This is a genomic window from Flavobacterium sp. SLB02 (assembly GCF_009664855.1).
In the GTDB taxonomy this organism is placed as follows: Bacteria; Bacteroidota; Bacteroidia; order Flavobacteriales; family Flavobacteriaceae; genus Flavobacterium.
Genome location: NZ_CP045928.1, coordinates 4,005,152 through 4,018,248, shown reverse-complemented (window position 1 = coordinate 4,018,248; position 13,097 = coordinate 4,005,152). Strand labels below are relative to the sequence as shown.

The following is a 13,097-nucleotide window of genomic DNA, read 5'->3' as shown; positions in this document are numbered from 1 at the left end:
CATACGGAACAAGTTGCTGAAATCGCAAATGAGCCAAATTACGAAGCAGCTTTAGCAGCACTATAATACCTATAAATGGAATTTCAAAAAGATAATACTTTTGTTACTGGCCGTTTAAAAAGCATGACCTATGCATTTAACGGAGCTGTAAAATTGATTAAAACAGAACACAGCATAATGGTTCAATTCTCATTGGGAATTTTAATGACCATTGCCGGGTTCTATTTTCATATTTCACAAACCGAATGGCTATGTCAAACCTTAGCCGTAGGTTTAGTTTTAAGTGTTGAAGGATTGAATACAGCAGTGGAAAAAATTGCCGATTTTATTCACCCTGACTACAGCAAACGAATCGGTTTTATTAAAGATATTGCTGCAGGAGCGGTATTTTTTGCCGCAATGACAGCAATAGCAATAGGCTTGATTATTTATATCCCAAAATTTATCTAGGCAACAGGAAACGCAAGAATGGCAAAATCAACAAAAAAAGAAACAGTAGACAAAAAAAGCGCACCAAAAACCGAGAACTTAAAATCCTGGAGACCCAACAAACAGCAACGTTTTGTTTTGGGTTGCCTTTTGGTACTATTTTCTATCGCATTATTAGTTGCATTTATTTCTTTTTATGTAAATGGACAATGGCAGACTGATCAAAGCGCCATAAGTGAGCTTGGTGATCGCTCTGAAGTGGTGCAAAACTGGCTGGGAAAATTCGGCGCTTTTCTTGCCGACTTAATCGTTTACAGAGGTTTTGGACTTGCTTCTTTTGTACTGGTTCGTTTATTTTTCTTAACCGGATTATTTCTGGCATTAGAGATGTCTACCAAAAGACTCAAAAGCATTTGGTTTTGGGATTTATTTGCCATTATTATTGTTTCTGTACTATTTGGTTTTTTCGCCACATCAGCACCTGAACTAGGTGGAACTATTGGTTATGAACTGAATTTATTTCTTCAGGATTACATCGGTAAAACAGGTACTTTACTAACCTTGCTTTTCGGGTTAATCATCTATCTGATTTTTAAAATTAAATTATCTCCAGAGAAAATCCAGTCCTATTTTGATTCTACTAAAAAAGAATTCAAGTCAGAACTAGGCTCTTTAAAACCACAACAGGCAGAAAGCGCTTATAATCTGGAAGAGTTTGCAATTGAAGAAGATCCCCAACTAGATAACATTCACCTAAAATCTGATGTTACGCAATTCGAGATCAACAAAGAAGCTTTAAAACCTACCATAAATCATTCTTCTGAAATTGATTTGAATCCGGTAGTGAAACCTCTTCAGATGGATATAAAACCCGCAACAGTTGCGCCTGTTGTTCACACAGAGGAATTTGTTATTGAAAAAGCTGAAGAAGAGGATATTATAGAAGAGAATCTGGCTTCCCGCCTTGTAGCTGATTTTGGATTATTTGATCCGACTTTAGACCTCTCGAATTATAAATTCCCAACCATCGATTTATTAAAAGAATACTCCACTGGTGGAATTACAATTAATCAGGAAGAATTAGAAGAAAACAAAAACAAGATCGTAGATACACTTCGTAACTACAAAATAGAAATTGCCCAGATTAAAGCAACCGTTGGTCCATCGGTAACTTTGTATGAAATTGTACCGGAGGCAGGAATCAGAATTTCTAAAATTAAAAGTTTAGAGGATGATATTGCCTTATCACTTTCAGCCCTAGGAATTCGTATTATCGCGCCAATTCCAGGAAAAGGAACAATTGGTATTGAGGTCCCAAACAAGAATCCAACAATGGTTTCCATGAAAAGCGTGATTGGATCTGCCAAGTTCCAGGAAGCCGAAATGGAGCTTCCAATTGCTTTAGGAAAAACAATTTCGAACGAAACATTTGTTGTCGATTTAGCCAAAATGCCTCACTTACTAATGGCAGGTGCTACAGGACAAGGAAAATCAGTCGGACTAAATGCTGTTTTAACTTCACTTTTATATAAAAAACATCCGGCCGAAGTAAAATTCGTCTTGGTCGATCCTAAAAAAGTGGAACTTACCTTATTCAACAAAATTGAAAGACATTATCTAGCCAAGCTTCCCGATACGGATGACGCCATTATTACCGACAATGCAAAAGTGGTCAATACCTTAAATTCACTTTGTGTTGAAATGGATAATCGTTATTCATTGTTGAAAGATGCAATGGTGCGTAATATTAAAGAATACAACGAAAAATTCAGAGCCAGAAAATTAAATCCTGAAGCAGGACACAGATTCCTGCCTTATATTATACTAGTTGTCGATGAGTTCGCCGATTTGATTATGACCGCTGGAAAAGAAGTTGAAATTCCCATTGCGCGTCTAGCCCAGTTAGCGCGTGCTATTGGTATTCACCTAATCATCGCTACACAAAGGCCATCTGTAAACGTTATTACAGGTTTGATTAAAGCGAATTTCCCCGCAAGAATTGCCTTTAGGGTAACTTCAAAAATTGACTCAAGAACAATTCTTGACACACAAGGAGCCGATCAGTTAATTGGTCGTGGAGATTTATTATACACCAACGGAAATGATGTGGTTCGTGTACAATGTGCATTTATTGACACTCCTGAGGTTGAAAAAATTACGGATTTTATTGGTTCGCAAAAAGCATATGCTACAGCTTATTTGCTTCCGGAGTTTGTTGGAGAAGAAACTGGCATCAATCTTGATATGGATATCTCCGAAAGAGATACCTTATTTAGAGAAGCTGCTGAGATCATTGTCAATGCACAACAAGGTTCCGCTTCATTATTGCAAAGAAAATTAAAACTAGGTTACAACAGAGCCGGTCGTTTGATCGATCAGCTGGAAGCAGCAGGAATTGTTGGACCCTTTGAAGGCAGTAAAGCAAGAAGTGTGAACATATCTGATTTGAGTGCTCTTGATCAATTTTTTAATAATGAACAAAATTAATCCAATCATGAAAACAAAAATTCAGCAAATCCAAAACAATTCTATTACTAAGTTGACTAAAAAGTGCTTTCAAATGGCAACTATATTGCTTTTGAGCTTCACTTCTATTCAGGCTCAGGATAAAAAAGCTAAAGATTTATTGAACGAAGTAACCGCTAAAATAAAGAGTTACAACAATATTGTTATTGATTTTAAATATTCTTTGAATAACGCTAAAGAAAACATCAACCAGGACAGTAAAGGAAATGTAACTATGAAAGGCAATCAATATGTATTGAATTTTATGGGGGTTACCAAAATATTTGATGGCCAGAAAACCTACACCATTGTTCCAGAAGATGAAGAAGTTACGGTATCTAAAGTAAACGAGAAAGATGACGCGGCCATTACTCCTTCAAAAATGCTTACGTTTTTTAATTCCGGCTATAAATACAATATGGATATTGTACAAAATGTAAAGGGAAGAAAAATTCAATACATTAAATTAGCTCCGACAAGTGCAAAAGATCAAAGAAAAGAAATCCTTTTAGGTATTGATGTTCAGACAAAACACATCTACAATTTAATCGAAACTGGGAAAAATGGAACAAAAACCACTTTAACCGTTAATTCTTTTAAAACCAATCAGCCTTTATCAAAAAATCAATTTACATTTGTAGCGAGCAAATATCCAAAATACTACATCAACAAATTAGATTAATTACAAGGTTGAAAATTTTAGACAAATACTTACTAAAAACATTCCTGATTACATTTACTACGGTATTTGTAATCCTTTTTTTTATATTCATACTTCAAACTGTCTGGCTCTTTATCTCAGAGCTTGCAGGTAAAGATCTGGATCTCATTCTGGTTGTAAAATTCCTGTTGTTCTCCATGCCCCGAATCATTCCGCTGGTTTTACCCCTATCGGTTTTATTGGCCTCGATTATGACTTTTGGAAATTTAGCCGAGAACTACGAGTTTGCCGCCATGAAATCTTCCGGGATATCCCTGCAGAGAGCCATGAGGGGTTTGATTGTCTTTATTTTTGTTTTAAGCATCGTTGCATTTTGGTTTGCCAATAATGTGATTCCTTATGCTGAATATAAATTCATGAATTTCAGAAAAAACATCGCACAGGCCAAGCCCGCAATGGCTATTGCCGAGGGTCAGTTCAGCGATGTTGGTTTTTATAATATAAAAGTGAACAAAAAATCAGGTGAAAACGGAAATATCCTAACCGGCGTTACTATCCACGAGAAACCCAATAACGTTGGTGAGAACAAAACCGTTATTAAGGCAAAAGATGGTAAACTAATAAGCAGCGAGAAGTCCAGCATCTTAAAACTGGTGCTAAACGATGGTTATTACTATCAGGACGTTACACCTACAAAATACGAAGATCGGGCCAAATTGCCTTTTGTAAAAGCAGCTTTTAAAAAACAGGTGATCAATATAGATTTATCCGAGCTAAATAAGGTCGACGAAGACAAAGAAAGCGTAGGTAGTACAAACGCCATGCTAAATGTAAACGAATTGCGCTACACCTTGGATTCTCTGAATAAGAATCTGGACAATGAGATTCTTTCTTTCTCAGAGAATATCAACCAGCGCGTTGGTATTCGAAAATCTCCAATTGCCATTAAGGTCGATAAAAAGAAAAAGCCCTTACCAAATGATATTTTGTCTTTGTATACCACTAAACAAAAATCAGATATCCTGAAGATGGCCGGCAGTAACGTGACCAGTAATATCTATTCGATCGAAACTACTCAAAAAGACCTAAAAGACAAACAGCGAGACATCAACAAACACCTAACGGCTTTGTATGAGAAGTTTGTAATTGCTTTTGCGTGCTTTTTAATGTTTTTCATTGGAGCTCCATTAGGGGCTATTATCCGAAAAGGAGGACTTGGTTTGCCAATTGTCTTTGCGGTTTTAATTTTCATTACTTTTCACTTTATAAATACTTTTGGAAAAAGGCTCTCCCAGGAAGGCGGAATGTCTCCTTTTATGGGCTCATGGATGTCCTCTTTCGTATTATCGCCATTGGCTATACTATTAACCTATCGCGCTACAAACGATAACGGATTAATCAACTTTGACGCCATTACTACTCCAATTTCACAACTGTTTCAAAAAATTTCAGAGCGGTTTTTTCCAGCTCAAAATCAAAAATAATTATGTCAACAACAAAAATACAACTCAATACCATTGAAGAAGCTATAGAAGATATTCGTCAGGGTAAAGTAATCATTGTAGTGGATGATGAAGATCGTGAAAACGAAGGTGATTTTCTGGCTGCAGCCGAAAAAGTAACACCTGAGATGATCAATTTTATGGCTACTCACGGACGTGGACTGATTTGCGCTCCATTAACAGAAAGCCGTTGTAAGGAACTGGATTTAAGACCAATGGTTACCAATAATACAGACCATATGGAAACTGCCTTTACAGTTTCTGTCGATTTAAAAGGACATGGTGTAACAACAGGAATTTCTGCAGCTGACAGATCCAAAACAGTATTAGCATTAACAGATTCAAATGTAAAACCACACGAACTGGCAAGACCGGGACACATTTTTCCTTTGGTAGCCAAACAAGGTGGCGTACTAAGAAGAACTGGCCATACAGAAGCCGCAATTGATTTTGCAAGATTGGCAGGATTTAAATCCGCTGGCGTGATTTGTGAAATCCTAAATGAAGACGGAACTATGTCTCGTTTGCCTGAATTGGTAAAAGTGGCTAAGAAATTCAATTTGAAATTAGTTTCGATTGAAGATTTAGTAGCGTATAGAATGCAACACGATAGTCTTATCGTTAAAAAGGAAGATTTTGATATCGAGACCCGTTTTGGAACTTTTAGATTAAGGGCCTACGAGCAAACCACAAATAAACAAATTCATATCGCTCTTACAAAAGGGACTTGGAATCTTGGAGAGCCAATTTTGACAAGAATTAATTCTTCACAGGTAAATAATGATTTATTAGGCACTTTGACTAATAATGCTGAACAGCAGTTAGACGATATGTTTAAAGTAATTAATGAAAATGGTAAAGGTGCCGTATTATTCATTAATCAGGATATGACCGCCGTAAACCTACTAAACAGAATTGCTGAGCTTAAAACATTACAGGCTGAAGGCACAATGAAGGCACCAAAAGTGATCATCGACAGCAAAGATTACGGAATTGGAGCTCAAATCCTGCATGATATTGATATTTCAAAAATTAGACTCGTATCAAACACAGAACAAACAAAACGTGTAGGAATGATTGGATACGGACTTGAAATTACAGAATACGTAAGCTATTAACATATGGGGACATTAGAAGAAAGAATTAAAAAATCTGAGACACGTATATTCAAAGCTGTTTTTCCCAGTACAACCAATCATTATGACACATTATTTGGAGGAACTGCTCTTCATCTTATGGACGAAGTGGCTTTTATTTGCGCCACGCGTTTCAGCCGTAAAAAAGTAGTGACGATATCCACAGGTCAAATTGACTTTAAAAAAGCAATTCCTGCAGGTACTTTAATTGAATTAGTGGCAAAAGTAGATAGCGTTGGAAGAACAAGCTGTAAAATTCATGTTGATATTTTTATGGAACAAATGTATTCAGAACTTCGTGAAACAGTAGTTTCAGGAACTTTTTCGTTTGTTGCAGTAGATGAAAACAAAAAACCAACGCCAATTTTAGACGACTTAGACTAATTTTTTCGAAAATCTCTTTGACAGAAATACTGATAATTAGACACTTAAAAATTAAGTAAAAAAAAGCACTAAAAAAGTTTTTATAATCGGAAAAGCGCACTATATTTGCACTCGCAATCATCAAATGATAGCGACATATTGGAGAAATGGCAGAGCGGTCGAATGCGGCAGTCTTGAAAACTGTTGACTGTAACAGGTCCGGGGGTTCGAATCCCTCTTTCTCCGCTGAAGGCTTAAAAACTAAAGGATAGCAATCTTTACAAAGTTTTCAAAAATGCCTAAAAAGAGCGGTAAACCCTGCAAATCCAACGATTTGCAGGGTTTTTTCTTTTATACCACTTTTCAATATTTATATAATCGAACAAAATCTTTGTGGCACATTCGTGGCGCAGTACAGAATGGACTGGGTATCTTTTTTGCTACAAAAAATTAAGGCTGTTTTTTAAAGGATATTTAACCAGTGTAAATTTAGCGGAAAAATCGTGGCATATGATCTTTGCACAAACTAGAAAACCTAGGCTTGCCAAAATTAGGTTCAAAACTTTATAAATTTTCGTTAGCACACCCAATCCTTGATAAGGATCATACTTTTGAGTCTTTAGTTGTGGTAAACCAAAATTCTCGTTTTTGGTGCTTACTTTTTTATCTTTTTAACTAGCAACTTAATTATATAGATGATTTTTTTTATAAAAAGGTTATCCAAAATGGCTAAAGTATAAAATTGAATATACTTACTTTTTATCATAGAATGTGGAATCTGGGATTTACAAGAACATAAAAATTGTGCGAAAGACATTTGTTGGCTTTTCATAAGGAACATAGTAATTAGGGTAGTTTTGCAATTTAAAATAATTTTACTCTGCTAATTGTCTACTACTTAAAACACAACTTTATGCTCAATTAAACAAAAAAAAGAAAATCATTACCTAACTGCGACCTTCAGCAACACTTATAAGCACATGGTTTTCCCAAAGCCATTGAATAATTTGAGTACCTGTATCTTCAGAAACAAGGCTCTTCCACCTATCTAGAATGTCAATAATGGTTTGTCCGTCTTTAAAGTAATGAAAAAGCAAGTCAATGTTCTTGTCTGCCAAAAACGCCACTGGGCGACTTAATTCGGGATGATGAAGTGCGGGAGCTAGTTCGATCCATCGATCTTTCATTACCGGGGTAGAAATTATTTTGGCTAGGGGGCAAACCCTAAGTTTTTGGGTAACTGTTAAAGACGTCAGGTTTACAATTTGTGTTCTGGTTCCGCTCATGGCATCTTTTGAACGTTTTTCCCAAAAGGGATAAGGCAGGTTTATAGCCGCTTTTGAATATTCGAATATTGTTCGTTCACGGAACTGATTAATACGTTCCTGCTGCCGGTCGCGATAAAAAATTCGGGCTGTATTTGCATGTTCGGGATAATGAATTAAGGTATTGACCACGATTGCCGCTTGAATTGCCGTGTTCAGGGCCAGATGAACTCCCTGCGAGGCCATTGGATCTATTGCAAAATTAGCATCTCCAACACGAATAAAATCATCACCAACAGGGTGTAAGGAATATCGACTGCTGGCATCACAACCATACACTTTGCCAAAGTCCCCGTCGAGATCCAGTAATTTTACAAGTGAGAAGTTCTCTAGATTGGAACAGTAGAAGTTTTGAAGGTTCCGATGACCATTATGAGAGATGTAGCTCGGATCTGTGTAAAGTGATATCATACATTGGCTTTCGTTCAGAAGAGCTGTCCAAAGCCATGCATTTTTTCCAGCTTCCATAAAACCATCGAATTGCGGCTTACTTCGTAAATTCCAAACTGCATGAAGTGCAAATAGTGATGGTGCATTGCGAATCCGTTTTCCTTGTAAAGAGGCAGAACGACCGGATGCATCAACTAAAAACTTGGCGTATATAAGAATCGTCTTACCTTTAAAATAAGCCTTGATAATCCACTCTTGATTTTTTTTGTGTATGATGGATTGAGTTCGTGCGGGCTGAATTACTTGGACTCCCGAATCCATAGCCTTTTTTATCAATATCTGGTCGAAGCGCCCGCGATCGACATGCCTTCCGGTTTGCTCTACAATTTCTGTTCTGTCTGAACCCCACTTAAGTAAAGTGGATTTACGCTGTAAAAAAGCTTCTTGTTTAATTATATTTCCAACCCCCAGGTAATCCAAAAGGGCATCTGTCTCATTGGAAAGACAAATGCCTACATGCGGTCTGGGGAAAGCATCTTTTTCCAATAATATAACATGGTTGGCCAATTCACTTAACCGCATGGATATAGTTGCTCCTCCCGGACCTCCGCCTATGACACAAATGTCAGTATATAATTCCTGTTCCATCATCAGTTTCTGTTTCAGTACAAACTGCCTTTTTATCTCCCAGTAATAATCTCAATCCTATTGGGTCCGATTCCATAAGATCTGCGTAAAGACCAAGACAATAATATAACCATCCACGGATGTAATCACAGGCTGGCCTTCCTCGTTTAATAACCTCATGGTGACAACTACCACTGCACAGGTATCTTGCCCAGCATGAAGCACAAGCATTCTGATTACTCAAATGGCGATCATTAAGCCACTCTCTTTGTTTTTCAGGATTCACGCCTTCTTCAATAGTGCCCATGTATCCTTCCTTATCATTTACAAACCGGTGACAAGCATACAATCCCCCTTCAGCAGAAACTCCCATGTATCCACCTCCGGCTCCACATGGATAGGATTCAAGCTGGTAAAAATGAATGCGCTGTAAAGTGCTCATCACATTTTGAAGTGCTAACAGTTGCTTACTGTTAAATCCTATGCGGAACATTTCTCCACATTTGATAAGTTGTAGGAGTAGAAAATTGAAGTCTTCACCAGATAACTCTTCAGCACCCGTTGGTGATTTCAACATGGGTGAAAATTGAATGGAATCGAATCCCAGGTCAAGTAAACCTAGGAATATTTCCGGCAGACCGATATTTTTCGGAGTAACTGTAACCCGGGCCAGTACTTTGAATTTTCGATTAGGAACACTCATTAAAAGTCCTAACTTTTCCTTGATATCTTCAAAACTTCCTTTACCTGAGATATAAGGCCTCAATTTGTCATTGGATCCTCCTATTCCGTCTATGCTTACTGTAACAGTAAAGTAATATTGCTGAAACAAAGCAACATCCTCTGGTCTGATCAGCGTTGCATTTGTTGTAATTGAAAATTTTATTTCCCGTCCGGATAACCTGGCATTTTCAGCCGCATATACCGTTGTTTGATGTAAGACCTCCCTGTTGAACAGGGGTTCGCCTCCCATAAATGCCAGCGTTATAGGTTGCCCTACAGGAGCCGAAAGAAAGAGCCGATCTACAGATGCCTTAGCGACCTCGGAAGACATATTATCCGGTTTACCTCCGAATGTGCCTTGCTCAGCATAACAATAAGTACAGCCAAGATTACATTTTTGGGCAATGGCCAATGATAAAGATTGAATTGGTACTGCCTTTGGGGGAACAGCGTCCCGATAGCTGGCTTTTATCGATACAATATCGCTGGGTTCATTTCCATTTGCCCCATCAGCGATAGTGTTGGCTTTTCTGAAAAGAACAGCACTTGAGTCCAACAAGCTACCGCTGCCTACTATAAATACAAGCTGCCTGCTTGTACTATTGACAAAATGGTATTCCGGATCAAGCGGGCTTGTCTCATTAAGACTGATGACAGGATAATCCATATCAGGGCCTATTGGGATCATACTCTAGGTTAAATGTGATATCATCTCCATCTCTCTTGTTGCCAACAATACCTCGGAAATCCATAAACTGGTTAATCTCTTCAGGATTATTCATTACCACATTGGGATTACCTTCTTTATAGATTACTTTTAAGACTTGCTGTCCGCCAGGAGGAGGGCCAAAAGCACTGTTTGGATTTTCTGCTGTCCAATAGTTAAGACAAGCCGACATATCGCCCTGCCAGGTCGAACACAATCCACTTGTGATCTGCCCTGGTATTGTTCCGTTAGCCTGAGGTGCTTCCGGTTGAATCCGGATTTCATTATTACCGATAAAACCTGCTCCCCTGGGATAGAAAAAATTCCTGGAATCTATACCGTTTTCAATACGGTCGGGATCATCTCCGATATTTACTTCCATTCCCGGGTTATAGTCGGCATTCATGGTCAGCATCATTGGAAGGTCAAGCCCGGTAGGATCATCAATGATTCCAGTAATACCAAGAAGGGATTTTGTAGACTCCACCCAACCTGTATTATTATTACTATTTGCTGGTTTGAAACTTCCAAAATTATCGGCCATTTCCTGAGCTTTTGCCGGTGAAAGTGTTAAACTGTGTTGTGCCGGCGCAGATACAATCCATGCTGCTATTACCTGAACGTCCACCTTATTACCTGCTTCATCAAATACTTCCACCGATATTGTCCCGTCACAAGTAGTGTCAGTTGTCTCCAAACGACCATTTTGGTTAGCAGGATATGCGTCTATGGGTGATGTTGCACTTTTACGGGTGACTCCTCCTTTAGCAGGAACGAAGAGTCCTGTTCCAAAAATATAGCCAAGGTTTACTGCTGTATTCGCATCCCATGGACTTACTCCGTTCAATGCAACTATATCACCCAGATCAGATGCAGTACCCTTTGCTGTTACCGATTTAATTGGTGTTCCACCAAGTTTAGAAGAATAATTGAGCAACTTCCGGTTGCCAACACTGGCAGACCAAGAGATTTTTGCACCGGGAATGACATCTTTAACTTCTCCAAGTAAGTTGTTGTTGTTATCATATGCGAACACTTTAAACTGAACAGCCTGTTTTTTCATGCGCAGCTTGCCCGGATCGGGATCGTTCGCTCCCCCTTTAGACATAAAATCCTCAGGCGGTGAAAAATTTCTTGAATAAGCTTCAAAAAATTCAAAAAAATCGGTATTGTTGGCCAGGCGGGCTACACCTATAGCCGGGTGTATTTTTAAGTATTTTACATTTTCCATTTTAAGTTAATTTAAGGTTTAACAATTTCACATTTCTGGGTTTACTATAAAATTTTTCAAATTTATCATGTTACCGGAGGAGAAGGTTCTATCCATTCAAAAGAAGGGCAAACAGAAGGATTTAAATTAAACAAGGGATCCACGTATCTGGTCATTGTATTCATTGAGTTAATGGACGTAGGAATTTCCTGAGTGTTATCACTTTTGCTGTAAAATTCCTGAAGCTCTTTGAACATCCTCGTGTAATTCTCATTGAAAATCATGAGGCCTTTATATTGTCTGGAATCCGGAGAGAAATCCTTCATTTTAGGATTTGGGGCAAATTGCCGGACAGCATTGAAATCACAGTTAATCGGTTGCCCTGCCCGATCATAAGCATAACCCAAAAGTTGTCCAGTATCTTTAATAAGTTTACCGCCTTTATAAATCTCAGCGAAACGATAATAGTGAGCCGGGGCTGCATTCCCATCCAGTGGGCCTGCAGCAGAACCTTCTCCCTGATCTACAATCCAGTTTAGGATCTTAATTGCTTCCGTCTTATTGGTAACCACGAAGTCAATTATGGGGTCATGCCCAATTTGAGTAATGCGGAGATCAAACTCCATTTTAATTTGAGGATATGAAGCTCCGTTGCCGAACGGATCTTCGGGCAATGCATTTATTAAAGCAATAATTGCATCGTAGAATTCCCCAATCGTTCCGTAGTGGATTTCTTCACTTGCAAGCATTTCTCTTTCTAATACTACATAATGGATAGGATCTTTTGGCTCCTCAATTTTCATGAATAAATCTGTTAATAAACTCATTGAAAATGGTGCCAGTTGCGGAATCAGATTCCCGCCTACTGGCAACTTGTCTACCCCCCAATCTAAGACAATTTTCTTATTGGCAATTTGAGGTGGCTCTCCCATTGCTGCAATTATATTTGCAACGCCCATCATGTGCAACATTTCTTCTTTTGCAACACTAAGAATAAGCCTACGGATTTCAGCATTCTGGTACCCGGGAGAATCTTTAATACTCCAAGCGGCTACAAGGTAAGGCGGGACGGTTGATGCTTCAAGCCGCATTGCTTTATGCAAACTCTTTTTTAACTGATCCTTTGCTGCCGCTATAGATTGTTTAGCTGCCTCTTTAACAGCAATTTTATCTGTATGGTTAATCTGTAGACCATGTATAGCCTTTTTTAATTCCTCAATAAGTTCCTTGTCTATTTGAAGCATAATTGTGCAGTTGTTTTGGTTAAATAAGTAAATTGAATGGTATTATCTCAAAATTATTTCTAGCTTTTAATATGATATTCATAACTATTTTTCCAAATCAGGACAATATGCTTCGGATCATAGTCTCATTTTGTTATTGTCAAAGTTAGTACTCGTAAAAAATGACCTCCAAAAATAAATGCCCCTTTGTCCTTAATTCTTTTAACTATGTGATCACTGCTGACAACTTGTATATACTCATTACAAAACAGTAACAATCTAACCAGATTTTTGGGC

General features: G+C 38.1%; 10 protein-coding genes and 1 tRNA gene. 7 read left to right on the top strand and 4 right to left on the bottom strand.

Annotated elements, in window-relative coordinates; translation table 11 throughout:
- The first annotated feature begins 75 nt into the window (after positions 1–75).
- From GIY83_RS14710 to GIY83_RS14680, 7 genes are all read left to right on the top strand, one after another.
- The gene (locus GIY83_RS14710; RefSeq protein WP_208682125.1) at positions 76–450 is read left to right on the top strand and encodes a diacylglycerol kinase; all 375 of its coding nucleotides are present in this window, start codon (positions 76–78) and stop codon (positions 448–450) included.
- An 18-nt stretch (positions 451–468) separates the two neighbouring features.
- Positions 469–2,916, top strand: a complete 2,448-nt coding sequence (locus GIY83_RS14705; RefSeq protein ID WP_208682124.1) for a DNA translocase FtsK — start codon at positions 469–471, stop codon at positions 2,914–2,916.
- Positions 2,917–2,923: 7 nt separating this feature from the next.
- Positions 2,924–3,616 carry an outer membrane lipoprotein carrier protein LolA gene (locus GIY83_RS14700; RefSeq protein ID WP_229029112.1) on the top strand — a complete coding sequence of 231 codons (693 nt, stop codon included), beginning with the start codon at positions 2,924–2,926 and terminating at the stop codon, positions 3,614–3,616.
- An 8-nt stretch (positions 3,617–3,624) separates the two neighbouring features.
- A complete protein-coding gene (locus tag GIY83_RS14695) occupies positions 3,625–5,079 on the top strand; it encodes an LptF/LptG family permease (RefSeq protein ID WP_194616339.1) in 1,455 nt (484 codons plus the stop codon).
- Positions 5,080–5,081: 2 nt separating this feature from the next.
- Entirely contained in the window at positions 5,082–6,215 is a 1,134-nt protein-coding gene (ribB, locus tag GIY83_RS14690) for a 3,4-dihydroxy-2-butanone-4-phosphate synthase (protein WP_208682122.1), read from the top strand.
- A gap of 3 nt (positions 6,216–6,218) precedes the next feature.
- Positions 6,219–6,617: an acyl-CoA thioesterase gene (locus tag GIY83_RS14685; protein WP_065450764.1), complete on the top strand. Its 399-nt coding sequence runs from the start codon at positions 6,219–6,221 to the stop codon at positions 6,615–6,617.
- 140 nt (positions 6,618–6,757) lie between these two features.
- Positions 6,758–6,842 (top strand) — tRNA-Ser (locus tag GIY83_RS14680).
- Between the two features lie 701 nt (positions 6,843–7,543).
- Here the strand turns inward: GIY83_RS14680 and GIY83_RS14675 are convergent.
- From GIY83_RS14675 to GIY83_RS14660, 4 genes are all read right to left on the bottom strand, one after another.
- Positions 7,544–8,962, bottom strand: a complete 1,419-nt coding sequence (locus GIY83_RS14675; protein WP_208682121.1) for an NAD(P)/FAD-dependent oxidoreductase — start codon at positions 8,960–8,962, stop codon at positions 7,544–7,546.
- Positions 8,937–10,349, bottom strand: a complete 1,413-nt coding sequence (locus GIY83_RS14670) for a radical SAM/SPASM domain-containing protein (protein ID WP_208682119.1) — start codon at positions 10,347–10,349, stop codon at positions 8,937–8,939. Before GIY83_RS14670 ends, GIY83_RS14675 begins: the two co-directional genes overlap by 26 nt.
- Complete coding sequence (locus GIY83_RS14665; RefSeq protein WP_208682116.1) at positions 10,330–11,598, bottom strand: LodA/GoxA family CTQ-dependent oxidase; 1,269 nt, start codon at positions 11,596–11,598, stop codon at positions 10,330–10,332. The genes GIY83_RS14670 and GIY83_RS14665 overlap by 20 nt, the downstream gene beginning before the upstream one ends.
- A gap of 65 nt (positions 11,599–11,663) precedes the next feature.
- Entirely contained in the window at positions 11,664–12,821 is a 1,158-nt protein-coding gene (locus GIY83_RS14660) for a ferritin-like protein (RefSeq protein ID WP_208682114.1), read from the bottom strand.
- Positions 12,822–13,097 lie beyond the last annotated feature (276 nt).